Origin of the sequence: Massilia sp. MS-15 (assembly GCF_020176695.1) — a bacterium.
Classification (GTDB): domain Bacteria; phylum Pseudomonadota; class Gammaproteobacteria; order Burkholderiales; family Burkholderiaceae_D; genus Telluria; species Telluria hydrophila.
The window spans coordinates 1-23,103 of record NZ_JAIWIA010000030.1; the positions used below are offsets into that span (position 1 = coordinate 1).

32 protein-coding genes and 1 tRNA gene are annotated in these 23,103 nt (G+C 63.6%); 23 read left to right on the plus strand and 10 right to left on the minus strand.

The window, feature by feature from the left end; translation table 11 throughout:
• Positions 1-115: 115 nt before the first annotated feature.
• On the plus strand, positions 116-433 hold the full coding sequence (gene rpsJ / locus LCI23_RS12360) for a 30S ribosomal protein S10 (protein WP_005663509.1): 318 nt from the start codon (positions 116-118) through the stop codon (positions 431-433).
• Positions 434-655: 222 nt separating this feature from the next.
• Here the strand turns inward: rpsJ and LCI23_RS12365 are convergent, their stop codons facing one another.
• The 10 genes from LCI23_RS12365 to ggpS form a co-directional block, all read right to left on the minus strand.
• Positions 656-1,366 (minus strand): PEP-CTERM sorting domain-containing protein, encoded by a 711-nt coding sequence (locus tag LCI23_RS12365; protein ID WP_224946768.1) that lies wholly within the window; start codon positions 1,364-1,366, stop codon positions 656-658.
• Positions 1,367-1,531: 165 nt separating this feature from the next.
• Positions 1,532-2,779, minus strand: a complete 1,248-nt coding sequence (locus tag LCI23_RS12370; protein ID WP_224946769.1) for a TerD family protein — start codon at positions 2,777-2,779, stop codon at positions 1,532-1,534.
• Positions 2,776-3,681: an HpcH/HpaI aldolase/citrate lyase family protein gene (locus tag LCI23_RS12375; protein WP_224946770.1), complete on the minus strand. Its 906-nt coding sequence runs from the start codon at positions 3,679-3,681 to the stop codon at positions 2,776-2,778. Before LCI23_RS12375 ends, LCI23_RS12370 begins: the two co-directional genes overlap by 4 nt.
• Positions 3,674-4,756, minus strand: coding sequence for a cysteine protease StiP family protein (locus tag LCI23_RS12380; protein WP_224946771.1), 1,083 nt, complete (start codon positions 4,754-4,756; stop codon positions 3,674-3,676). The genes LCI23_RS12375 and LCI23_RS12380 overlap by 8 nt, the downstream gene beginning before the upstream one ends.
• Entirely contained in the window at positions 4,753-5,505 is a 753-nt protein-coding gene (locus LCI23_RS12385) for a hypothetical protein (RefSeq protein WP_224946772.1), read from the minus strand. Before LCI23_RS12385 ends, LCI23_RS12380 begins: the two co-directional genes overlap by 4 nt.
• Positions 5,483-6,667 (minus strand): phosphoribosyltransferase domain-containing protein, encoded by a 1,185-nt coding sequence (locus LCI23_RS12390; protein ID WP_224946773.1) that lies wholly within the window; start codon positions 6,665-6,667, stop codon positions 5,483-5,485. Before LCI23_RS12390 ends, LCI23_RS12385 begins: the two co-directional genes overlap by 23 nt.
• The gene (locus LCI23_RS12395; protein ID WP_224946774.1) at positions 6,664-7,683 is read right to left on the minus strand and encodes an ATP-grasp domain-containing protein; all 1,020 of its coding nucleotides are present in this window, start codon (positions 7,681-7,683) and stop codon (positions 6,664-6,666) included. The genes LCI23_RS12390 and LCI23_RS12395 overlap by 4 nt, the downstream gene beginning before the upstream one ends.
• Positions 7,684-7,776: 93 nt before the next feature.
• Positions 7,777-8,352, minus strand: a complete 576-nt coding sequence (locus tag LCI23_RS12400; protein ID WP_224946775.1) for a TerD family protein — start codon at positions 8,350-8,352, stop codon at positions 7,777-7,779.
• 134 nt (positions 8,353-8,486) lie between these two features.
• Positions 8,487-9,599 carry a mechanosensitive ion channel family protein gene (locus tag LCI23_RS12405; protein WP_224946776.1) on the minus strand — a complete coding sequence of 371 codons (1,113 nt, stop codon included), beginning with the start codon at positions 9,597-9,599 and terminating at the stop codon, positions 8,487-8,489.
• Positions 9,600-9,613: 14 nt separating this feature from the next.
• The gene (gene ggpS, locus LCI23_RS12410; protein WP_224946777.1) at positions 9,614-11,932 is read right to left on the minus strand and encodes a glucosylglycerol-phosphate synthase; all 2,319 of its coding nucleotides are present in this window, start codon (positions 11,930-11,932) and stop codon (positions 9,614-9,616) included.
• A gap of 379 nt (positions 11,933-12,311) precedes the next feature.
• Between ggpS and LCI23_RS12415 the strand changes: the two genes are divergently transcribed.
• The 22 genes from LCI23_RS12415 (at position 12,312) to secY (ending at position 23,083) form a co-directional block, all read left to right on the plus strand.
• Positions 12,312-12,388 (plus strand) — tRNA-Val (locus LCI23_RS12415).
• Positions 12,389-12,665: 277 nt separating this feature from the next.
• Entirely contained in the window at positions 12,666-13,322 is a 657-nt protein-coding gene (rplC, locus tag LCI23_RS12420; protein ID WP_224946778.1) for a 50S ribosomal protein L3, read from the plus strand.
• A gap of 2 nt (positions 13,323-13,324) precedes the next feature.
• The gene (gene rplD, locus LCI23_RS12425; RefSeq protein ID WP_036246292.1) at positions 13,325-13,945 is read left to right on the plus strand and encodes a 50S ribosomal protein L4; all 621 of its coding nucleotides are present in this window, start codon (positions 13,325-13,327) and stop codon (positions 13,943-13,945) included.
• On the plus strand, positions 13,942-14,259 hold the full coding sequence (gene rplW / locus LCI23_RS12430) for a 50S ribosomal protein L23 (RefSeq protein WP_027867259.1): 318 nt from the start codon (positions 13,942-13,944) through the stop codon (positions 14,257-14,259). Before rplD ends, rplW begins: the two co-directional genes overlap by 4 nt.
• A complete protein-coding gene (rplB, locus tag LCI23_RS12435) occupies positions 14,259-15,086 on the plus strand; it encodes a 50S ribosomal protein L2 (RefSeq protein WP_224946779.1) in 828 nt (275 codons plus the stop codon). Before rplW ends, rplB begins: the two co-directional genes overlap by 1 nt.
• A 10-nt stretch (positions 15,087-15,096) precedes the next feature.
• Positions 15,097-15,372, plus strand: a complete 276-nt coding sequence (gene rpsS, locus LCI23_RS12440; RefSeq protein WP_137172337.1) for a 30S ribosomal protein S19 — start codon at positions 15,097-15,099, stop codon at positions 15,370-15,372.
• Positions 15,369-15,701 carry a 50S ribosomal protein L22 gene (rplV, locus tag LCI23_RS12445; RefSeq protein ID WP_171085678.1) on the plus strand — a complete coding sequence of 111 codons (333 nt, stop codon included), beginning with the start codon at positions 15,369-15,371 and terminating at the stop codon, positions 15,699-15,701. The genes rpsS and rplV overlap by 4 nt, the downstream gene beginning before the upstream one ends.
• A gap of 11 nt (positions 15,702-15,712) precedes the next feature.
• Positions 15,713-16,543, plus strand: coding sequence for a 30S ribosomal protein S3 (gene rpsC, locus LCI23_RS12450; protein WP_224946780.1), 831 nt, complete (start codon positions 15,713-15,715; stop codon positions 16,541-16,543).
• Positions 16,544-16,545: 2 nt separating this feature from the next.
• Complete coding sequence (gene rplP, locus LCI23_RS12455; RefSeq protein WP_005663456.1) at positions 16,546-16,965, plus strand: 50S ribosomal protein L16; 420 nt, start codon at positions 16,546-16,548, stop codon at positions 16,963-16,965.
• A 12-nt stretch (positions 16,966-16,977) separates the two neighbouring features.
• The gene (gene rpmC / locus LCI23_RS12460) at positions 16,978-17,169 is read left to right on the plus strand and encodes a 50S ribosomal protein L29 (protein ID WP_027867254.1); all 192 of its coding nucleotides are present in this window, start codon (positions 16,978-16,980) and stop codon (positions 17,167-17,169) included.
• On the plus strand, positions 17,166-17,438 hold the full coding sequence (rpsQ, locus tag LCI23_RS12465; RefSeq protein ID WP_036246286.1) for a 30S ribosomal protein S17: 273 nt from the start codon (positions 17,166-17,168) through the stop codon (positions 17,436-17,438). The genes rpmC and rpsQ overlap by 4 nt, the downstream gene beginning before the upstream one ends.
• A gap of 225 nt (positions 17,439-17,663) precedes the next feature.
• A complete protein-coding gene (gene rplN, locus LCI23_RS12470) occupies positions 17,664-18,032 on the plus strand; it encodes a 50S ribosomal protein L14 (protein ID WP_005663451.1) in 369 nt (122 codons plus the stop codon).
• Between the two features lie 9 nt (positions 18,033-18,041).
• Positions 18,042-18,356, plus strand: coding sequence for a 50S ribosomal protein L24 (rplX, locus tag LCI23_RS12475; protein WP_027867252.1), 315 nt, complete (start codon positions 18,042-18,044; stop codon positions 18,354-18,356).
• A gap of 5 nt (positions 18,357-18,361) precedes the next feature.
• A complete protein-coding gene (rplE, locus tag LCI23_RS12480; RefSeq protein ID WP_224946781.1) occupies positions 18,362-18,901 on the plus strand; it encodes a 50S ribosomal protein L5 in 540 nt (179 codons plus the stop codon).
• Between the two features lie 4 nt (positions 18,902-18,905).
• On the plus strand, positions 18,906-19,211 hold the full coding sequence (rpsN, locus tag LCI23_RS12485; protein WP_159698324.1) for a 30S ribosomal protein S14: 306 nt from the start codon (positions 18,906-18,908) through the stop codon (positions 19,209-19,211).
• Positions 19,212-19,225: 14 nt separating this feature from the next.
• Positions 19,226-19,621, plus strand: coding sequence for a 30S ribosomal protein S8 (rpsH, locus tag LCI23_RS12490; RefSeq protein ID WP_224946782.1), 396 nt, complete (start codon positions 19,226-19,228; stop codon positions 19,619-19,621).
• A 9-nt stretch (positions 19,622-19,630) separates the two neighbouring features.
• Entirely contained in the window at positions 19,631-20,164 is a 534-nt protein-coding gene (gene rplF, locus LCI23_RS12495) for a 50S ribosomal protein L6 (RefSeq protein ID WP_224946783.1), read from the plus strand.
• Between the two features lie 11 nt (positions 20,165-20,175).
• The gene (rplR, locus tag LCI23_RS12500) at positions 20,176-20,538 is read left to right on the plus strand and encodes a 50S ribosomal protein L18 (RefSeq protein WP_005663438.1); all 363 of its coding nucleotides are present in this window, start codon (positions 20,176-20,178) and stop codon (positions 20,536-20,538) included.
• A gap of 12 nt (positions 20,539-20,550) precedes the next feature.
• Complete coding sequence (gene rpsE, locus LCI23_RS12505) at positions 20,551-21,069, plus strand: 30S ribosomal protein S5 (protein WP_224946784.1); 519 nt, start codon at positions 20,551-20,553, stop codon at positions 21,067-21,069.
• Positions 21,070-21,080: 11 nt separating this feature from the next.
• Positions 21,081-21,260, plus strand: a complete 180-nt coding sequence (gene rpmD / locus LCI23_RS12510) for a 50S ribosomal protein L30 (protein WP_027867247.1) — start codon at positions 21,081-21,083, stop codon at positions 21,258-21,260.
• A gap of 28 nt (positions 21,261-21,288) precedes the next feature.
• Entirely contained in the window at positions 21,289-21,720 is a 432-nt protein-coding gene (gene rplO / locus LCI23_RS12515) for a 50S ribosomal protein L15 (protein ID WP_027867246.1), read from the plus strand.
• 28 nt (positions 21,721-21,748) lie between these two features.
• Positions 21,749-23,083, plus strand: a complete 1,335-nt coding sequence (secY, locus tag LCI23_RS12520; RefSeq protein ID WP_224946785.1) for a preprotein translocase subunit SecY — start codon at positions 21,749-21,751, stop codon at positions 23,081-23,083.
• Positions 23,084-23,103: the final 20 nt, after the last annotated feature.

Genomic DNA, 23,103 nt, shown 5'->3' on the forward strand with positions numbered 1-23,103 from the left:
TCTGTCCCCATCTTTATGAGAGGGAACGATGTTATACTCCCGCCTCTTGAGCAGTACCGAAGCACCTTTCACACATTGCCGGCCTTCGCCGGAACGTTCTTTAAAAGGAAATAGCATGTCCGCTCCGAACCAGAAAATCCGCATCCGCCTGAAAGCGTTCGACTACAAGCTGATCGACCAGTCCGCCCTGGAAATCGTCGACACCGCCAAGCGCACCGGCGCTGTGGTCAAGGGCCCGGTCCCGCTGCCGACCCGTATCCAGCGTTTCGACGTCCTGCGTTCGCCGCACGTCAACAAGACCTCGCGCGACCAGTTCGAAATCCGCACCCACCAGCGCCTGATGGACATCGTGGATCCGACCGACAAGACCGTCGACGCGCTGATGAAGCTCGACCTGCCGGCTGGCGTCGACGTCGAGATCAAGCTGCAGTAATGCCTGATTGACGCAAGCGGAACATCCGCTGCGGCAGCAAGGGCCGGGAAGTCCGCGAGGACTCCCGGCCCTTGTCGTTTCCGTCCAGGCAGTCATGCCGCTTCCTGCGGCGAGCGAATCACTCCTGCCGAGCAATGACTGCATAACGCGATCAGCGCCATCAACAGATAACGCTGACAGCGCCAAAAAAAAACAGCGCCGAAGCGCTGTTTGCCGGGATGATCAGTTCTTCTTGCGGCGGCGCGCGGCGCCCAGGCCGGCCATCGCGAGACCCATCAGCGCCAGGCTGCCCGGTTCCGGCACGGCGGCCGCATCCACGTTCAGGTTGGGGGCCGTGACGGTGAAGACCACACCGTTGTCCACATTCGCGGTGCGGAAGCCGACCGAGGCGATCTGGGTCGACTTGTTGCTGCCTGCACCTTTCACCTTCGTATCGGCGTGGACGTGCGCGCCGGTCAAGCTCAGCATCTCCGACTGGCTCGGATTCAGCCACGCATCCAGATTGTCGTAGTAGGCGCTGCCCTCGCTCTTGTAGAGGTAGGCGAAGATGCGGTATTCCTTGCCGTCTTCGAGGTCGCTGCCGCTCAGGAAGACGCCGCTGGTACCGCCGAGGCGCACGAACACGTCGTCGGTGCAGGTACCGTCGCCGCAATTGGCCTTGACCCCAACACTAGCTTCGTCCGAGCTGTTGAACCAGAAGCCCAGGAAATCATTGTTATCCAGCTCATCCTTGGCAGTTTTGGACTTGGTCGGCGTGAAACTGAACGTGAAATCGATGCTGATGCCATCGGTATCTGCCTTCGGCAGCGTGTAGGTCGCTGAGTTTGCACTGTTGCCGGCATATTTCTTGGCGAAACCTGACAGGACGCTTGCGTTGGCGGCGCTGCTGAAGCTGAACAGTGCGGCAAGGGCAATGGTGGAAAATTTAAGCATGGTCGTCAATCTCTGGATTGGTTATTGTTCTATATCCTGTAGCAAATAACATGCCAAGAATAAATTTCTCTTTCCAATCAGATATTTACGAATTTCAACTTCCCTTGTTCATAGTGAACTGTAAAGTTTTTCGACAACGCACTGGCAAGCCAGCGCGTCGTCCACTCAACCCTTCGTTCCTGTCTTCCAGCGCATGCCGAAGCCAAAATGGCGGTCCATCAGCTCGTGCGCACTGGTGCCGCCCTGCTGCTGGAAGTACTCGGCCAGCTTGGTGACCTGCAGGTTACCGTTGCGGTTCTCGATCAGCGCGATCGCGCACATGATCTGGTTGCCCCCGCCGTCCAACCGCACTTCGATCGGCGCCTGCCCCGGCGCGGCGATGGTCACCACGCCATCGGTCGCCGACCAGTTGGGCACGCCCTCGTAGATGAAGGAAAAGATCAGGGCGCGCCGGATCAGGTCGAAGCGCTCGCCGTTGATGTACAGGTTCTCGCCGCCCGCCGCGGCGCCGGTGCGGTCGTCCGCGTCGAGCTGGATGTAGGGTTCGCGCTCGAAGTCGCCCCAGGCATTGCCGAGCGCCTGCACCAGGCCGCGCCGGCCATCGGCCAGTTCGTACATGCAGCCGAGGTCGAGGTCGATGCCGCCACGGCCCTTGCGCGCACCGCCACCCATGCCCCCCATGCCGCCCATCAGCTTGTCGAAGAAACCGGTCTTCGCGGGCGGCTGCGGCTGCGGCGGTGCGGCCGTGGCCGACTGGTTCCAGTTCAGGTTGACGTGGATGCGTCCGAAGCCGCCGCCGGCGCGCTTGTCGAGCGAGACCTTGTCGCCACGTTTTTCCAGCGTGACTTTCGACAGCGAGACCTTCGGGCCCGGGACCGGGGAAGGAGCGGCAGGAGCGGCAGGCGCCGCCTCGGTACCGCCGAAGTGCGCCAGCAGCGCCGACAGGCCCCCATTGAAGCCCTGGCCGACGGCGCCGAAGCGCCAGCTGCCGTCACGCCGGTACAGTTCCGCCACGATGACCGCCTTCTCGTCGCCGAAGTCGGCACCCGACCACGGGAAGCGCACCGCGTTGCCGAGGTTCAGGGCGCAGGCGCCGAGCGCGCGCATGGTTTGCGTGCCGTCAATCGCTGCCACGAACACCAGCTTCGCGATCGTCGCCGGCAGGGCATCGAGATTCACGGTGAAACGGGCCAGCGCGCCGCTCAGCTCGAGCCGCACCGCGCCCTCCGGGCTGGCCAGCTGGTTGTAGAACACCATGTAGCGCTCGTCCGACAGCTTGTCGGCCGCATCCAGGCCGAAGCAGGACACGTCGACCGACATGCCGGGCGCGGCGATGTCCAGCTCCACGGTGAAGGCGCTGCCGCAGCCAAGGTCGGCCAGTTTGCCTTTCTGGCCACGCGAAAACAGGTTCATGAGGGTTCTCCTTCCATCGAACGGGATCCAAAACGGTGGGACTGCTCCACCAGGCGCTCGGCCCAGGCGCGGTGGGTCGCCACTTCGCACATCGCGTCATCCATGCGGAACACGGCGGGACTGGTTTCGTCCAGGATGGCGCGCGCCACCGCCAGGTCCTGCGGGCGCACCTGGTAGTGGCGCTCGATCGGGTCGACCTGGGTCGGGTGGATCGCGGTCTTGCCGACCATGCCGTGGGCCAGGTCTTCCAGCACCTCCTGGTCGAGCAGCTCGGGCAGGTCGAGGTATTCGAACACCGGCGCCGTCAGCGCGAAGCCATAGGGGCGGAAGGTGGTGACCAGGCGCGCGATCACCGGGCCCAGCGGGGTGCGGTAGATGGTCATGCCGCGCGGCCGGCGCAGTCCGAGCAGGGCGAGCAGGTCGTTGCCGCCGATGCGCAGGGCCAGGATGCGGTGGCGCACGCCGGGCGCCTCGAACACCGCGCGCAGCTGCTGCATTTCGCCGTCGCTGAAGACCTCGGCCGTTTCCAGTGTCGGCATCAGGACGTGGTCGGTGTCGCGCACCAGGCGGAAATAGGATTCGAAGTTGTGGCGCGTGATCTTCGGCAGCACGAAGCCGGCCAGCTTCTCCACGCCGGGCATGGCCAGCACGCGCGCCAGCACGTCCGGGTTGCGCACCCGCACGAAGCGCTCGACGGTGGCGTCGGCGCGCATGTTGGCCAGCACCACCGACAGGTTGAACAACGACCAGCTCAGTTCGCGCTCGGCGATGGCGTCTTCCAGGCAAAAGATGAGCGAGCGCGCGCCGGGCAGCTTGTCGCCATCGGCGATGCTGGCCAGGTCCTTGTGGTTGGCCGGCACGTAGAGCGACGCGCCGAGCGACTGGTTTGCCAGCTTAAGCATCCGATGCACTCCTGATCAGGGAAACGGCATGATAGGGCAGCTCCGGGTCGATGACGACCGGAACCTGTTTTTCTTGTGCCAGCAGCTCGAGGTGCGCCACCTCGGCGTGGCCAGCCCGGCGCAGCACCAGCAGGCGCGGCACACGGCGCAGCAGCACGCGCGTGGCTTCGCCGATACCGGGCTTGACCAGATTCACGTCCTGGATACCATGGCGCGCCAGCGCCGCCTCCAGGTAGCCGCGCGAACGTACTGCCGCGGCCCGGGCGTCGAGCGGCTGCGCGTCCGGCACCGAGGCGGGCGCCAGCGCCACCAGCGCATCGACGAAACGCTGCGACTGGTCGTGCGGGGCGAACTGTTCGTAGAAGACGCAGCCGTGGAAGTCGTCCGGGCCGATGCGTTCGTCCAGCACCGTGCGGCTGACCAGGCCCGACACAGTGGCATTCAGGATGCTCGACGGGATCAGGTAATCCTCGCCGGATGCCGCGCAGGCAGCCGCGCCGGCCAGGTCGGACAGCACGTACAGGCCGTGGTCGATGCAGGTGTCCTGCGCCGCGTTGAAGGCCGACACCGAGCGCGCCAGTTCGCGCGCGATCACGCCCTTGCCGGTCCAGCCGTCCACGAACACGATCGATGCCGGCGCGTGGCCGCTGGCCAGGATGTGGCGCAGCGCCGCCGCATCGATGCCGCGGTCGCGCACGATCGACACCGAATAGTGCACCGCCTGCCGTCCGAAGGTTTCGCGCAGCAGGCGCGCCACCACCACGCCCACCGGGGTGCCTGCGCGCGCCAGCGAGACCAGGGTGATGGGGCCGTCGCGGCGATCGGCGATCAGCGCCGCCAGTCGCAGGCAGTCGGCCGCCATGCGCGCATTGTTGGCGCGGCAGGCCTGCTCGAACAGGTCCATGTAGCGCTGCGAGGGCACCGCTTCGGGTGACAGCATCTGGCTGTAGTGGCGCTGGCCGGACTGGATCAGGCGTTCCTTGGCGGCGACGTCGGTGAAGGTCTGGGCCCGGGCCTGCAGGCGGGTCAGCAGGAAATCGACCTCGCCGCTGCGGTAGCTGCCGGCGAAGCTCATAGCGCCTCCACGGTCAGGCGCGCCAGCTGGGTGGCGCGCGGCACGATGGCATAGTCGCAGGCCGCCATGAAGCGCGCGTCCGAGCGGCTGTCGCCCATGCCGAAGGTGACGATGTCGCCGTGCTCGGCGCGCAGCCGGTGCGTGACGTGGGCCACGGCATTGGCCTTGTCGAGCGCCTTCGGCAGGATCGCCAGGTTGTTGCCGTTGCGGTGCACGACGTAGCCCGGGTTGCCGGCCGCGATCCAGGGGCGCACGACCTCGTCCTCGATTGGCGCCAGGCGCGCATGCTGCTTGTCCGGGTCCTTCACCACCAGGAAGAAGGGCGTGTCGAAATCCTCGATCATGCGCGCGCGGCCGCCGAAACCGGTGGCGGCGGCATAGGCCTCGATGTGGCGCGCCAGCTCTTCCAGGCCCGGCAGGGCGGCGTGCATGGCTGCGCGCATCTCGCCCAGCCAGGGCTGGTCGGGGACGCCGCCGGGCTCCAGCACCACGCCGCCATAGTTGATGATGGCGTAGCTGTCGAAAGGCAGGTGCACGCGGCGCAGGCCGTCGTGGTCGCGCGCGGTGGTCGGGATCACCGTCATCCCGTCCTGCACGAAGCCGAGAAAGGCGCGCTGGGCGCGCGTGGTGTACGAACAGATGCTGCCGTCCTTGTAGTAGGCGGCCGGCTCGAGGTGCGCGCGCGGCGCGCACTTCTCGAAGGTCTGGAACAGCGTGTCGTCCAGGTCAGCGAACAGGAACTTCTTCAACGTCGGTCTCGGACTGGAAGTGGAACAGGCGCGCGCCGAGCTGTCCGGCGAAGCCGCGCAGGGCGGCATTCGGCGCGGTCTCGTGGCAGACCAGCACGTGGTCGTACTGGCCGGGCGCGATGTTGTAGATGAAATTGGGGACGCCCTCACCGTAGTTGTCGGGAAAGGACAGGGCATGGCCGACCGCGCCCCAGGTGAGGATGGGCGAGCGCGTGCTCGACTGCACGTGCACGTCCAGGCCGCGGTCTTCCAGCGCCCGGCCGAGCAGCAGTGCCGCGTGCATGAATTCGCCCGTACCCAGCACGGCGACGCGCGCGCCAGGGGTGAATTCGCCCGCCAGCCTGGCCGCCAGTTCCGTCGGAGTGCGCAGCGCGGCGCGCAGCCCGAGGCGCCCGAAAGCGGGGCTGGCGCCGCGGTCGGCGTCCGGGTCGAAACGCTGGGCTGCACCGGCAGGGGCCACGTAGTCGCCCGGCGTGAAGCGGTACTCTCCGCTGACCAGCGCGCCCATGCTCACGGGCAGGCCGAAACGCGTTGCCAGGCCCGCGGTGGCGGCGCGTCCCATGAAATTGGTGATCGTGGCCAGGTGCACGCGCGCGATGCCTGGATTCAGGCGGCGGCAGGCATCGGTCAGGTTCAGGAAGGTGTTGCCGGTGCTGGCTTCGTCGTCGACCAGCACCAGCGTGCGTGCGCCCAGCAGCAGCGCACGCAGCGCAGGGTCTTGCGGCAGATGCAGGAACTGGCGCGGCGCGTGGCTGTGCGCTTCCTCGAATTCGATCAGCGGTCCGCTGCCCACGCGGTAGCGCGTGGTGTGGATGAACAGCGCCTCACGGCCCGGATGCGCGCGCAGCCAGGCCTCGAACACGCCCTGGCCCAGGCCGATCGCGGTTTCGGCCATCGCGATGAAGACCAGCGGGCCTTCGTTCTCCGGCACGGTGGCGGCCAGGCGCTCGTGAACGGCGAGCATGGCGGCCGGCCTCACCGGCCAGTGCTTGCCCAGTACCTTGCTCAGGAACAGGAAGCCGCGCTTGGCATTGGCGCGCGCGGCGAAACCGAGCAGGGCATCGGCTTCCCCGGCGCCGTCTTCGAGCGTGAGCTCGAGCAGGCCGGTGGGCAGCGCCACGCTGCGCCGGGCCAGCAGGGCCGGGTCGGACGTGGCATTCATGGCAGCTCCAGCGCGTCAGCCACTTCGGCCACCCGCATGCCGTTGGCGACCGGCGGCACCTCGACCGTGTCGAAGCCGTCGGCAAAGCCCTTCAGCGCGATCCAGGGCAGGTTCGGCCCGGCCGCGCAAGCCATGCCGATGCCGCCCGACATGCGCGGGTTGATTTCCAGCAGGCGTGGTTTGCCGTTCGCTTCGCGGAACTGCACGTTGAACACGCCGTTCAGGCCATGATCGGCGGCGAGCTGCGTGGTGGCCTCGATGATCTCGGGCCGCATGTCGATCAGCTGGCCGGCGCCGGCCTGGCCCAGCTTGCGGCGCGCTACCGCCGCCACCAGGCGACCCCCGTCGCCGACGCAGTCGACGCTGTACTCGTGGCCCTCAAGGAATTCCATCAGCAGCATGGTGCGAAACTCGCCGAGTTCGGCCAGGCCGCGGCGCAGGTCGTGGTAGCCGATGTGGTATTCGACCCCGCCCAGCAGCAGGGCGGCGCTGCTGCGCTCCTCGTCGACCACGGCAAAGCCGATGCCATAGATGCCGTGCGAGGGCTTGATGCACAGCTTCGCATGGCGCGGGCGCAGCTCGGCCCAGGCGGCGTCGAAGCCGGCCAGGTCCTCGAAGCGGCGGAACTCGGCCACCGGCGCCTGTGGCAGGCGGGTTTCGGCATAGAAGCCGGCCTTGTCGTGGATGAGCTGCAGCCTGGCCGGCGTGGCGGCACTCAGCACGCGCGTGCCGATCTCCAGGAAGCGCGCGTGGTGGGCCGCCAGCGCGGTCGCCTCGCGGCCCGGCACGAAGATGTCGATGCGCTGGGCGCGGCAGAACTCCAGGCACCAGTCGACGTAGGCCGTCGACTCGAGCCCGACCGGTTCGCGGTGGAATTCGTGGGCCAGCAGCGCGGCCGGCGTGTGGCGGTTCGCATTGCTGTGGATGATGGTGAAGCGGCCTGCCGTATCGGCGGCGCGCACCAGCCGGATCGCGGCGTAGACGGACGAGAAGGTCCTGTTGTACCAGACGCGCATGGACTCTTTCAAGACAGGTGGACAAACGCCCGCCGGAAGGGCGGGCGCGGTAATGCAGGCGGCTGGCGCTGCTCTTTATCGTATCCGGACTGCTTAGACGTTGACGCCGAACGAGCGGGCCAGCGGACCCAGGCCGCCGTTGAAACCCTGGCCGACGGCGCGGAATTTCCATTCGCCGCCATGGCGGTACAGTTCACCGAAGATCATCGCGGTTTCGGTCGAGCTGTCCTCGGACAGGTCGTAGCGCGCGATCTCGGCTTCGCCGTTGCCGTTCAGGCAGCGGATGTAGGCCTTGGCGACCATGCCGAAATTCTGGTGGCGCGCATCGGCGTCGTGGATGGTGACGCAGAACGAGACCTTCTCGATGTCGGCGGGTACGCGCGACAGGTCGACCGCGATCTTCTCGTCGTCGCCATCGCCCTGGCCGGTGGTGTTGTCGCCGGCGTGGACCACCGAGCCATCGGTCGACTTCAGGTTGTTATAGAAGATGAAGTCGCTGTCGCCGCGCACCTTGGCATCCGCCTTGAGCATGAAGGCGCTGCCGTCGAGGTCGAAGGCCGCGCCATCGGTGGCGCGTGGGTCCCAGCCCAGGCCGATGATGACCTTGGTCAGGCCGGGGGCTTCCTTGCTCAGGTTGACGTTGCCGCCTTTTTGCAGACTGATTGCCATATGAACTCCTATGAAAGGTCAGGGGTGGATCGGCCAGCCTCGTACCGCGAAGGGCACGCGGGCCGGCGGACGTACATTATCCGATTGTACACGCTACGGATTTCACAATGTTCACTCTCTCGCGTGTTTGTATGTCACGCCTGGCAGCGCGTTGACGCGGCTTCGCGCCTGTCGGGCGCGACCTGGTCCACCATTGGCTGGCTGCTGGCCGTGTCCAGGCGCACCTGGTGGGCCGGCAGCGCCAGCCGCACGCCCTGCTGGCCCAGCATGGCCACGATGCCCAGGTAGATGTCCTGCTGCACGTCCATGTAGACGCGGTAGTCGGCGCTGTTCACGTAGTACACCACCTCGAAGGTATAGGCCGGCGCGGCGAGTGAGCCCAGGTGTGCGCGGTCGAAGCGCACCTGCGGCTGGGCCGCGACGATCGCTTCGAGCAGGCCGGGCAGGGCGCGCAGGGTAGGTTCAGGCGTATCATAGGTGACCGCGATCCGGAATACCACGCGCCGTTCTTCCATGCGGCGCAGGTTGCGGATCCGGCTCTTGAGCAGGTCGGCATTCGAGAACACGATCTGCTCGCCGTCCAGGCTGCGCACGCGGGTGGTCTTCAGGCCGATGCGTTCGACCGTGCCAAGCATGCTGTCGACGATGATGAAGTCGCCCGTCACGAAGGGCTTGTCGACCACGATCGAGAGCGAGGCGAACAGGTCGCCCAGGATGCTCTGCACCGCCAGCGCCAGCGCGATGCCGCCGATACCGAGGCTGGCCACCAGCGTGGTGATGTTGACGCCAAGGTTATCGAGGATCATCAGGCCCACGACCGACCACAGCGCCACCCGGCCCAGGTAGGCGATCGCCACCGAGGTGGTGACGCGGTCGGGATCGGCCACTTGCCGGGCGCGGGCGGCGGCCAGCCAGGCCCGCACCGCATGGTCGCCCCAGATCGCGCACTGGGCGAGCACCGCGGCGATCGCCACGCGGCCCACCAGGAGCTGTGCGCGTTCGGACAGCGTGAGCAGGCTGGCGCCGGCGTACAGGCCGATCACGACCAGCACCGCCAGCCGGGTTGCCGACAACGCGGCCAGCGTCACGGCGGCCGGGCGTGCAGCTTCCGGCGCGGCGGCGACGCAGGCGCGCAGGCGCCGCAGCAGGATCGATTTCAGCGTATCGAGGCCAACCGCGACGATGGCCGCCAGTGCCAGCGCCACCAGCCAGTCGCCCAGGGGGTTGGCGAGGAAAATGGAGTTCATGCGTGTTCCTTTCTTCAGGCGGCACAACGCTCGTCGCGGGCGGGCGCGTCCTGCGGCGCCAGCGCGGCCAGGAAGCCGTCGCCCCAGCGCGTGACGTCGTGTTCGTCCACGATCATCGCCAGCCGCCCGGCGCGGTAGGCGACTTCGTCCTCGCCCATGCTCAGCGCCTGGTACAGGGTCTCGCTCATGGCGTTGGCGTCGTAGGGATTGACCAGCAGCGCGCCGTGCAGCTCCACTGCGGCGCCGGCGAATTCGGACAGGATCAGTACCCCGGGCCGTCCCACCGCACCGCGGGTGGCGACGTACTCCTTGGCCACCAGGTTGAGGCCGTCGCGCAGGGGCGTGATCCAGGCGATGCCGCAGGCGGCGTAGTGGGCCACTACATCCTCGAAGGGCAGCGAGCGGTAGAAGTAACGCACCGGGACCCAGTCAAGCGTCGAGAAGCGGCCATTGATGCGGCCCACGGTGCGGTCGAGTTCCTCGCGCAGGCTGTCGTAGATCTCCATGCCGCTGGCGGCCGGCGTGACGATGTTCAGCAGCGTCACCTTGCCCAGCAGTTCCGGATGGCGTTCCAGCATGCGCTCGTAGGCCTGCAGCTTCTCCAGCGAGCCTTTCACATAGTCGAGGCGCTCGATCGAGACAATCCCGGTCCTGCCTTCCAGCAGCCCGTCGAGTTCGGCCAGCTGGCGCCGTACCTCGCCCTGGTCCAGCAGGTGCCGGATCAGCTTGACGTCGGTGCCGACCGGATGGGCGCCCAGTGCCACCCGGCGTCCGCCGACCTCGATCGCGGTGCTCATGCGGTCGACGCCGAGCGCGCAGCCATAGGTGAGGAAGCGCGGCGCGCATGGGACGCTGCCGGCCACGTCCACCGGCGCGAACGAGCGTACCGCATCGACGAAGTTCTCGACGTAGCGCGGGATGTGAAAGCCCACGTAGTCGCACTGCAGCAGGCTGCCGATGATGTCGCGCCGCCATGGCAGGATGTTGAACACGTCGCTCGAGGGGAAGGCGGTGTGGTGGAAGAAGGCGATCGTGAGGTCCGGGCGCAGCGGGCGCAGGAAGGCCGGCACCATCCACAGGTTGTAGTCGTGGATCCAGGCGGTGGCGCCGTGGGCGGCCTCGCGCGCGGTCTGCTCGGCAAACAGGCGGTTCACTTCCAGGAAGCGCTCCCAATGGGCCTGGTGGAATTCGGCCTTGTCGGGGAAGGAGAAAATGATCGGCCAGAAGGCCTCTTTCGAGAACTTCTTGTAGAACAGATCGATGTCCTCGCGGGTGAGGGCGATGCGCGCCGCCTTGAGCTGCCGATAGCGCTGCGGGTCGACCGCCACGTGGGTGTCGAAACCTTGCGGCGTGCGCGAGGCCTGCTGCGACCAGGCCACCCACGAGCCCTTGCGCCCGCCGGCGAAGAAGTTCAGCAGGGTCGGCATGATGCCGTTCGGGCTCTTCGGGCGGCGCTGCAGCGTGATGCCGTCCACCACCAGTTCATCGTAGGGCAGGCGGTGGTAGACCATCACCAGGTCGGCGCCATCCACGGCCGGGGGCGCGGGCAGCGCGGATGCGGCACCGGCCGCCATGCCGTGGTGCGCCAGGCCTTCCAGAATGCCGCCACAGCCTTCGGCCGTGGCCAGGTGCACACGCGGATTGCGGCATACGCGCTCGACCAGGGCCGGTTCGGCGCCGCCCACGGCCACGCCGCGCAAACCGGTCTCGAACATCGACAGGTCGTTCAAGGTGTCGCCCGCCACCACCACGCTGGCCGGATCGAAACCGGCGACCGTGACCAGGCGGCGCAGGGCCATACCCTTGCCGACGCCGCGCGGCAGCACGTCGAGGTAGCGGCCGGCCGAGAACAGCAGCTCGCAGTCGAGCGCGGCCACCGCCGCGCGCAGTGCCGGCGTGATGGCGTCTTCGGTCGCGAGGAAGGAGCAGCGTCTTTCCTGCGGCACGCTCTGGCGCACCAGTTGCGGAAAGCCCGCCAGGGCGCGCAGCACGGCCTGGCTGCCCGGCCAGTGGGCGGTGAGTTCGTGCTGGATCGGCTCCACCGGGCGCAGCTCGCGATCGACCACGGTGGCGCCGACGTCGGCGATGATGTAGTCGGGACGCGGAATGGTCGGATCGCTCAGCAGGGGCATCACGCTTTCCAGGCCGCGCCCGGTGACGAATACGAGGGTGGGACGGGAGGCCTGCTGGGTACCGGTGGCGCTGAACAGGTCGCGCACGCGGCGCCGTGCCTCGGGCGTACCGGCCAGCAGCGTGCCGTCGAGGTCGGTGGCGAGCACGAGGCGGGCGGGATCGAGGGGGCGGGACCAGCGTTGCGCATCAATGATAGTCATGGTGCATCCTTTTTTTGCGATGCGTCCGCCCGCAGGGCGGCGGACCAGGTCGGGGCATGGGGAGGTCGCCAGAGGGCGGACATGCCAGGGAACAGGGCAGGGCGCGGCACAGCTGCCGTCGGCACTGCCGCGCCGGCTGCCGGCGAAGAAAAACATGGGAATGCGGGAGGGCTGGCCGGCGGCCGCACCGTGCCCTGCACGTCGCCGCCGGCGCCTGTTCCGCAAAATACATTTGTACAATAACATTTTGAGCGGGCAACGACAACCCGCGATCCGCCCGCCTGGACGGGAGTGGCGGGGCTTGCGAGCGGCCCGTTCGACACGATCGAAAAAAAGCTATTGCAAAACTGCTGGGCTGCTACGTATAATGCGGCTCCCCGGGCGGTTAGTTCAGCTGGTTAGAATACTTGGTCGACATCCAAGGGGTCGCAGGTTCGAATCCTGCACCGCCCACCAGACTTCCAGATCGCAGGCTCCCAGCAATGGTCGTAGCCTGCAGAGAAAAGGCGCAGCGGTGTGCCTTTTCTGTGCTGACCAGCAGGTCAGATTCCTTGCTCTCTCCAGCTACTGCGGAAAACGCAACAGGCCGAGGTCACCTCGAATTTATCCTGTTGCGCCGTTGCCGTTTGCGCGCTATACTAGCCGGCTTCGGTGTGGGCGCGTCTTTTTCAGCCCATGCTTTTTTAGTAGTACTAATTAGCCCCGCCCAATCGTAGGTGGGAATGGAGAAAAAATGAGCCTGGGCCTCCTCGGTCGCAAGGTTGGTATGATGCGTATCTTCACGGATGACGGCGATTCGATCCCTGTCACCGTGCTGGACGTGTCCAACAACCGTGTTGCGCAAGTCAAAACCCCTGAAACTGACGGCTACACTGCTGTGCAAGTCGTCTTCGGCCAGCGTCGCGCTTCCCGCGTGAACAAGGCTGCTGCTGGTCACTACGCCAAAGCTGGCGTGGAAGCTGGCACGATGCTGCGTGAATTCCTCATCGATTCCGCTAAAGCCGCTGAACTCAAAGCCGGCGACACCATCAATGCTTCGATGTTCGAAGTGGGCCAGAAAATCGACGTGCAGGGCACCTCGATCGGTAAGGGCTACGCCGGTACCATCAAGCGTCACAACTTCGCCTCGGGTCGTCAGACCCACGGTAACTCGCGTTCGCACAATGTTCCTGGCTCCATCGGTATGGCGCAGGATCCGGGTCGCGTGTTCCCAGGCAAGCGCATGACCGGTCACATGGGCGACGTTACCGTCACCACCCAGAACCTGGAAATCGCCCGCATCGACGCTGACCGTCAACTGCTGCTCGTGAAGGGTGCCGTTCCTGGCGCCAAGAACGGCCAGGTGATCGTCAAGCCGGCTGTCAAAACCAAAGCCAAGAAAGGAGCCTAAGTATGGAACTCCAGCTCCTGAATGAGCAAGGTCAAGCTGGCGCCGGCGTTGCAGCTGCCGACACCGTGTTCGGCCGCGAATACAACGAAGCCCTGATCCACCAGGTCGTGGTCGCCTACGCCGCCAACGCGCGCAGCGGCAACCGCAAGCAGAAAGACCGTGAAGAAGTCAGCCACACCACCAAGAAGCCATGGCGCCAGAAGGGCACCGGCCGCGCTCGTGCTGGTATGTCGTCGTCGCCTCTGTGGCGCGGCGGTGGTCGCATCTTCCCGAATACCCCGGACGAGAACTTCTCGCACAAGGTCAACAAGAAGATGTTCCGCGCAGGTATCTGCTCGATCTTCTCGCAGCTGGCCCGCGAAGGCCGTCTGAACGTTGTCGAAAACCTGTCGATCGAAGCTCCGAAGACCAAGCTGCTGTCGCAAAAGCTGCAGGGCATGGGCCTGGAATCGGTCCTGGTGATCACCGACACCATCGATGAAAACCTGGAACTGGCATCGCGCAACCTGCCGAACGTGCTCGTCGTCGAGCCGAAGGCAGCCGACCCGATGTCGCTGGTGTTCTACAAGAAAGTCCTGGTCACCAAAGCTGCTCTGGCCAAGATCGAGGAGATGTACGCATGAGCACCGCTATCAAATTCAGCGAAGAGCGCCTGATGAAGGTGCTGCTGGCTCCGGTGATTTCCGAAAAGGCGACCTTCGTCGCTGAAAAGAACGAACAGATCGTGTTCAAGGTTCTGCCGGATGCCACCAAGCCGGAAATCAAGGCTGCCGTCGAACTGCTGTTCAAGGTCGAAGTGGAATCGGTGCAAACCGTCAACCGCGAAGGCAAGGTCAAGCGTTCGGGCCGTTTCACCGGTCGCCGCAACCACACCAAGCGCGCTTTCGTGGCCCTCAAGCCGGGTCAGGAAATCAATTTTGTCGAGGAGGCTAAATAATGGCACTCGTTAAGATGAAGCCAACCTCCCCAGGCCGTCGCGGCATGGTGAAAGTTGTGACCGAAGGCCTGTACAAAGGCCGTCCGCTCGCAGCCCTGGTTGAGAAGAAATCGAAGACTGCTGGCCGTAACAACAACGGTCACATCACCACCCGCCATATCGGCGGTGGCCACAAGCAGCACTACCGTCTGGTCGACTTCAAGCGCCAGAAGGACGGCATCCCTGCCAAGGTCGAGCGTATCGAATACGACCCGAACCGTACCGCGCACATCGCTCTGCTGTGCTACGCGGACGGCGCCCGTGCGTACATCATCGCTCCGAAGGGCGTCGCTGTGGGCGATACCCTGATGAACGGTTCGGAAGCACCGATCAAGGCCGGTAACTGCCTGCCGATCCGCAACATCCCGGTTGGTACCGTGATGCACTGCGTCGAAATGCTGCCTGGCAAAGGCGCACAGATGGCCCGCACCGCCGGCGCCGCTGTCGTCCTGATGGCCCGCGAAGGCACCTATGCCCAGGTTCGCCTGCGCTCGGGTGAAGTCCGCCGCGTGCACATCGAGTGCCGTGCAACCGTGGGTGAAGTCGGCAATGCCGAGCACAGCCTGCGCAAGATCGGTAAAGCCGGTGCGATGCGTTGGCGCGGTGTCCGCCCGACCGTCCGTGGTGTCGTCATGAACCCGATCGACCACCCGCACGGTGGTGGTGAAGGCCGTACGGCAGCAGGTCGCCATCCGGTGTCGCCATGGGGCCAGCAGACCAAGGGCAAGAAGACGCGCTCGAACAAGCGTACTTCGTCGATGATCGTCTCGCGCCGCGGCAAGAAATAAGGGATAAAACATGACTCGTTCATTGAAAAAAGGGCCGTTCATTGACGCCCACCTGGTGAAGAAAGTCGAAGCCGCGCAAGCGACCAAAGACAAGAAGCCAGTCAAAACCTGGTCGCGCCGCTCGACGATCTCTCCTGACTTCATCGGTCTGACCATCGCCGTGCACAACGGCAAGGTCCACGTGCCGGTGTACGTGTCGGAGAACATGGTCGGCCACAAGCTCGGCGAATTCGCGCTGACCCGTACGTTCAAGGGCCACGCTGCTGACAAGAAGGCGAAACGATAATGGAAACTAAAGCAATCCTCAAAGGCGTTCGCCTGTCGGAACAGAAGGGCCGCCTGGTGGCGGACCTGATCCGCGGCAAGAAAGTTGACGCAGCACTCAACATTCTGCAGTTCAGCCCGAAGAAGGGCGCGACCATCATCAAGAAGGTTCTCGAGTCGGCAATCGCCAACGCGGAACACAACGATGGCGCCGACATCGACGAGCTGAAGGTCGTGCAGATCTACGTTGAAAAGGGCCCGATCCTGAAGCGCTTCACCGCACGTGCGAAGGGCCGCGGCGATCGTATTTCGAAACAATCCTGTCACATCTACGTGACTGTCGGTAACTAAGGGGTCACACGATGGGTCAGAAAATCCACCCAACCGGCTTCCGCCTGGCGGTCACCCGTAACTGGGCGTCGCGCTGGTATGCTGGCAACGGCAACTTCGCCGACATGCTGAAGGAAGACCTGGAAGCGCGCGCTTTCCTGAAGAAGAAGCTGAAGAACGCTTCGGTCGGCCGCGTCGTCATCGAGCGTCCTGCCAAGAACGCACGCTTCACGATCTACTCGTCGCGTCCTGGCGTCGTGATCGGCAAGAAGGGCGAAGACATCGAAGTGCTGAAGTCGTCGCTGGCGAAGATCATGGGCGTGCCTGTGCACGTCAATATCGAAGAGATCCGCAAGCCGGAAATCGACTCGCAGCTGATCGCCGATTCGATCGCCCAGCAGCTCGAAAAGCGCATCATGTTCCGCCGCGCGATGAAGCGCGCCATGCAGAACGCCATGCGTCTGGGCGCCGTCGGCATCAAGATCATGTCGTCGGGCCGCCTGAACGGCATCGAAATCGCACGTACCGAATGGTACCGCGAAGGCCGTGTGCCTCTGCACACCCTGCGCGCCGATATCGACTACGGCACCAGCGAAGCATCGACCACCTACGGCATCATCGGCGTCAAGGTCTGGGTCTACAAGGGCGACCGTTCGGTCACCGGCGAAGCCCCAGTCATCGACACCCCGCCGGATGAGAAGAAGCCACGCGGCCCGCGTCGCGACGACGGCAAGCCGTCGCGCGGCCCACGTCCGGCTGGCGCCGGTCGTCCTGGTAATGCAGCACCTACCGTCCGCGCACGTCCGGCTGTCAAGCCTGCCGCTCCGGCCGCCGCTGCGCCAGCTGAGAAAGCAGGAGAATAAGCATGCTGCAACCATCGCGCAGGAAGTATCGTAAAGAGCAGAAAGGCCGTAACACCGGCATTTCGCACACCCGCGGCACCGCGGTCTCGTTCGGCGAGTTCGGCCTGAAGGCAGTTGCCCGCGGCCGTATCACCGCACGCCAGATCGAAGCGGCGCGTCGCGCCATGACCCGTCACATCAAGCGTGGCGGCCGTATCTGGATCCGTATCTTCCCGGACAAGCCGATCTCGAACAAGCCGGCCGAAGTCCGTATGGGTAACGGTAAGGGTAACCCGGAGTACTACGTCGCTGAAATCCAGCCAGGCAAAGTCCTGTACGAGATGGATGGCGTCGCAGAAGAACTGGCGCGCGAAGCGTTCCGCCTGGCCGCTGCCAAACTGCCGCTGGCGACCACCTTCGTGGTCCGTCAAGTCGGCCAATAACAGGAGTTGAATATGAAAGCATCGGAACTCCGCGGCAAGGACCAGGAAGCGCTGCAAAAGGAGCTGAATGAGCTGCTGAAGGCCCAGTTCGGCCTGCGCATGCAAATCGCTACCCAGCAGCTGGGCAACACCGCGCAGCTCAAGAAAGTACGTCGCGACATCGCGCGTGTGAAGACTGTGATGAACTCGAAGGAAGCCAAATGAACGACACCACTAAAACGGCGCTGAAGCGTACGCTGGTCGGCAAGGTCGTGTCCGACAAAATGGACAAGACGGTAACCGTCCTGATCGAGCGTCACGTGAAGCACCCGCTGTACGGCAAGATCATCGTGCGTTCGAACAAGTATCACGCGCACGACGAGACCAACCAAGTCAAGGCCGGTGACACGGTCGAGATCACGGAAGGTCGCCCGATCTCGAAGACGAAGGCCTGGACCGTGACCCGTGTTGTGCAGCAAGCACAGGTCATCTAAAGCCTAAAAATTTGTCTTGCGTGGCCCGCTGGTATCTGTGATACTAGCGGGCTTCGTTCATGTGTTGCCGCAGTATTCCTCCGCGGTTCTGCGGCCTGTAACGAATGGAAAGTCCATCACCCAAACATGGGGCTCCAGCAGGGGCGTCATGGCGGGACCAAGACTGACCGCAGGCCCACGGTTTCCGTGGGGTTTTCTACGGCTTAAGTTGGGAAAGAAAATACTATGATTCAAACCGAAAGCCGGCTCGAAGTGGCCGACAACACCGGTGCCAAGGAAGTTCTGTGCATCAAGGTGTTGGGCGGCTCGAAGCGCCGTTATGCGAGCATTGGCGACATCATCAAGGTCACCGTTAAGGTGGCTGCGCCGCGTGGTCGCGTCAAGAAGGGCGAAATTTACAACGCCGTGGTTGTGCGTACCGCTAAAGGTGTGCGCCGCCAGGACGGTTCCCTGGTCAAGTTCGACGGCAATGCCGCCGTCCTGCTGAACGCCAAGCTGGAGCCGATCGGCACCCGTATCTTTGGACCGGTCACGCGCGAACTGCGTACCGAGAAGTTCATGAAGATCGTGTCGCTGGCACCTGAAGTTCTGTAAGGATTCGACATGGATAAAATTCGTAAAAACGACGAAGTCATCGTTCTGGCTGGCAAGGACAAGGGCAAGCGTGGCGTCGTTCAGAAGCGTGTAGACGCTGAACACGTCATCGTTGAAGGCGTCAACGTCGCGAAGAAAGCGACCAAGCCGAACCCGATGACCGGTGTTACTGGTGGTATCGTCGACAAGACTATGCCGATTCACGTGTCGAACGTCGCGCTGTTCAATGCTGCGACCGGCAAGGCAGATCGCGTTGGCTTCAAAGACCAGGACGGTAAAAAAGTCCGCGTCTTCAAGTCGAACGGCGAAGTAGTGAAGGGGTAAGAACAATGGCCCGTCTCCAACAAATTTACAAAGACAAAGTCGTCGCCGAGCTGACCGAGAAATTCGGTTACAAGTCGATCATGGAAGTCCCGCGCCTGACCAAGATCACCCTGAACATGGGTCTGTCGGAAGCAGTCGCTGACAAGAAGATCATCGAGCACGCCACTGGCGACCTGACCAAGATCGCCGGCCAGAAGCCGGTCGTCACCAAGGCGCGCAAGGCAATCGCAGGTTTCAAGATCCGCGAAGGCTACCCGATCGGTACCATGGTCACCCTGCGTGGCAACCGCATGTACGAATTCCTGGACCGCTTCATCACCGTGGCACTGCCGCGCGTGCGTGACTTCCGCGGTGTCAATGGCAAATCGTTCGACGGTCGTGGCAACTACAACATCGGTGTCAAGGAACAGATCATTTTCCCTGAAATCGACTACGACAAGATCGATGCGCTGCGTGGCATGAACATCTCGATCACGACCACCGCTAAGACCGACGAAGAAGCCAAAGCGCTGCTCGCCGCCTTCAAATTCCCGTTCAGGAACTAAGAGCATGGCAAAACTTGCACTGATTAACCGCGAACAGAAGCGTGCAGACCTGGTGGAGAAATTCGCCGCAAAGCGTGCAGCTCTGAAAGCGATCATCAACGACCAGTCGAAGTCGGAAGAAGAGCGTTACGAAGCACGCCTGAAACTGCAGGCACTGCCGCGCAACTCGGCCCCGACCCGCCAGCGTAACCGCTGCGCCATGACCGGCCGCCCACGTGGCACTTTCCGTAAATTCGGTCTTGCCCGCACCAAAGTCCGCGAATTCGCCATGAAAGGCGAAATCCCGGGTATGACCAAAGCCAGCTGGTAATAGGAGAATAAGCAATGAGTATGAGCGATCCTATCGCCGATATGCTGACCCGCATTCGCAACGCACAAACTGTTTCGAAAACCACGGTCGCAATGCCGTCGTCGAAAGTCAAGGTTGCCATTGCCAACGTCCTGAAGGACGAGGGTTACATCGAAGATTTCGCCGTGTCCACCGAAGGTGGCAAGTCGGAACTGAAAATCGGTTTGAAGTATTACACCGGCCGTCCGGTCATCGAGCGCATCGAGCGCGTGTCCCGTCCTGGCCTGCGCGTCTACAAGGGCAAGAACGAAATCCCGTCGGTCATGAACGGCCTGGGCGTGGCAATCGTTTCGACTCCGCAAGGCGTGATGACTGACCGCAAGGCACGTGCTACCGGCGTCGGTGGCGAAGTGCTGTGCTACGTGGCTTAAGGAGTAGACATGTCTCGAGTAGCTAAGATGCCAATCGCCGTCCCGGCAGGTACCGATGTCGCGATCAACGCGTCGTCGATCACCGTCAAGGGCCCGCTCGGCACCCTGACCCAGCCGCTGAACGGCCTGGTCAAAGTGGAAAACAACAATGGCACGCTGACTTTCGACGTGGTCGACGATTCGCGTGAATCGAACGCCATGTCGGGCACCCTGCGCGCCCTGGTCAACAACATGGTTACCGGCGTCACCAAGGGCTTCGAGAAGAAGCTGAACCTGGTCGGCGTGGGCTACAAGGCAGCAGTGCAGGGCAACGCCCTGAACCTGTCGCTGGGCTTCTCGCACCCGGTGCTGCACGCGATGCCGGAAGGCGTCACCGCAGTGACCCCGACCCCGACCGAAATCCTGATCAAGGGTATCGATCGCCAGAAGGTCGGCCAGGTGGCCGCTGAAGTGCGTGCTTACCGCGCTCCTGAGCCTTACAAGGGCAAGGGCGTCCGTTATTCGGACGAAGTGGTGAAGCTTAAAGAAACCAAGAAGAAATAATCGGAGCTGACATGGACAAGAAACAATCGCGTCTGCGTCGCGGACGTCAAACCCGCATCAAGATCGCCCAGCTTGGCGTGAACCGTCTGTCGGTTCACCGCACCAACCTGCACATCTATGCGAACCTGATCAGCCCGGACGCAAAGGTGCTGGTGTCGGCTTCGACGCTGGAAGCAGAAGTGCGCGCCGAACTGGCTGGCAAGACTGGCGCCGGCGGCAACGCTGCCGCTGCTGCCCTGGTCGGCAAGCGCGTCGCCGAGAAGGCACTGAAAGCAGGGATCACCGAGGTCGCTTTCGACCGTTCGGGTTTCCGTTACCACGGCCGTGTCAAAGCGCTGGCAGAAGCTGCCCGCGAAGCCGGTCTGAAGTTCTAAGGAAGAATCGTCATGGCAAAAATGCAAGCGAAAATGCAAAGCGACAAGCCGGATGATGGCATGCGCGAAAAAATGATCGCGATCAACCGCGTGACCAAAGTGGTCAAGGGTGGTCGTATCATGGGTTTTGCAGCGCTGACCGTTGTCGGTGACGGCGATGGCCGCATCGGCATGGGTAAAGGCAAGTCGAAGGAAGTTCCAGTCGGCGTGCAAAAAGCGATGGAAGAAGCCCGCCGCAACCTGATCAAGGTGCCCCTCAAGAACGGTACGCTGCACCACACCGTGACCGGTCGTCACGGCGCCTCGCGCGTCATGATGTCGCCGGCCAAGCCGGGTACCGGCGTGATCGCTGGTGGCGCAATGCGCGCTATCTTCGAGGTGATGGGCGTGACCGACGTGGTCGCCAAGTCGACCGGTTCGTCGAACCCGTACAACCTGGTGCGCGCAACCCTCGACGGCCTGTCGAAAATGAGCACCGCATCCGACATCGCTGCCAAGCGCGGCAAGTCGGTTGAAGACATCCTGGGTTAAGGGGAACACACATGGCAAACACTGTCAAAGTCAAGCTCGTCAAGGGCCTGATCGGTACCCGTCAGGATCACCGTGCCACCGTGCGCGGCCTGGGTCTGCGTCGTGTCAACTCGGTCTCCGAGCTGCAGGACACCCCAGCTGTGCGTGGCATGATCAACAAAGTCGCGTACCTCGTTAAAGTTGTTTCGTAAGCCCTCGGGCTTACGTACGGAGAAATCAATGGAACTCAATACCATTCAACCAGCGGACGGCGCCAAGCACGCGAAGCGTCGCGTTGGCCGCGGTATCGGCTCGGGCCTGGGCAAGACTGCCGGCCGCGGTCACAAGGGTCAGAAATCGCGTTCGGGCGGCTTCCACAAAGTCGGCTTCGAAGGCGGTCAGATGCCTCTGCAGCGTCGTCTGCCGAAGCGCGGCTTCAAGTCGCTGAACGCGACCTTCAAGGCTGAAGTGCGTCTGTCGGACCTGAACAACCTGGCGGTCGGCGAAATCGACATCCTGGTGCTCAAAGCAGCAGGCATCCTGCCGGTGGTGGCACGCGACGTGCGCGTCATCCTGTCGGGCGAGATCACCAAAGCGGTGACCCTCAAGGGCCTGAAGGCAACTGCCGGCGCGAAAGCGGCGATCGAAGCAGCTGGCGGTTCGGTCGCTTAATCGCGGCCCTGCCTGATCGGAGCAAAAATTGGCGACTAATTCACAACTTGGTAAAAGCGCCGCTTCCGGCTTCCCCTGGGGTCGGCTGTGGTTTTTGCTTGGCGCATTGGTCGTGTACCGCATCGGTGCTCACATCCCGGTCCCCGGGATTGACCCGGTGCAGCTGGCAGCGCTGTTCAAGCAGAACGAAGGCGGCATCCTGGGCATGTTCAACATGTTCTCGGGTGGCGCCCTGTCCCGCTTTACCGTGTTCGCCCTCGGCATCATGCCTTACATTTCGGCTTCGATCATCATGCAGCTTGCATCGATCGTCTCGCCGCAACTCGAGGCGCTGAAGAAAGAGGGCGAAGCCGGCCGCCGCAAGATCACCCAGTACACCCGTTACTTCACGGTGGCACTGGCACTGTTCCAGGCGTTCGGCATCGCGGTCGCGCTCGAAGCGCAGCCTGGCCTCGTGCTCGATCCGGGCATGGGCTTCCGCTTCGTCACGGTGACGACGCTCCTGACTGGCACCATGTTCCTCATGTGGCTGGGCGAGCAGATTACCGAGCGTGGTCTTGGCAACGGTATTTCGATCATCATTTTTGCCGGTATCGCAGCAGGTCTGCCGTCGGCTCTGGGTGGCCTGTTCACCCTGATCTCGAACGGTTCGATCAGCAGTATCTCCGCGATCATCATCGTTCTTCTGGTGGCAGCAGTGACCTACGCGGTCGTGTTCGTTGAACGCGGCCAGCGCAAGATCCTGGTCAATTACGCCAAACGCCAGGTCGGCAACAAGATCTATGGTGGCCAAAGCAGCCACCTGCCCTTGAAGCTGAACATGGCAGGCGTGATTCCTCCGATCTTCGCATCGTCGATCATCCTGTTCCCGGCGACGATCGTCGACTGGTTCACGCGCGGCAAGGACTCCAGTGGCCCGGTCATCGGGTTCCTGAAAGACCTCGCAGCGTCGATGGCACCGGGCGAGCCGATCCACGCGTTGCTGTATGCGGTGGCGATCGTGTTCTTCTGCTTCTTCTATACCGCGCTGGTATTCAACAGCAAGGAAACGGCGGATAACTTGAAGAAGAGCGGCGCGTTTGTTCCGGGCATCCGCCCGGGTGAGCAGACCGCACGCTACATCGACAAGATCCTGATGCGCCTGACCCTGGTCGGTGCGGTCTACATCACCCTGGTGTGCCTGGTGCCGGAGTTCCTGACCGCCCAGTGGAAGGTTCCCTTCTACTTCGGTGGCACGTCCCTCCTCATCGTTGTGGTGGTGACGATGGACTTCATGGCACAAGTGCAGAACTACGTCATGTCGCAGCAATACGATTCGCTGCTGCGCAAGGCGAACTTCAAGGGCGGGATTCCGTCGCGTTAAGCGGGGAAGGCATAGACCGA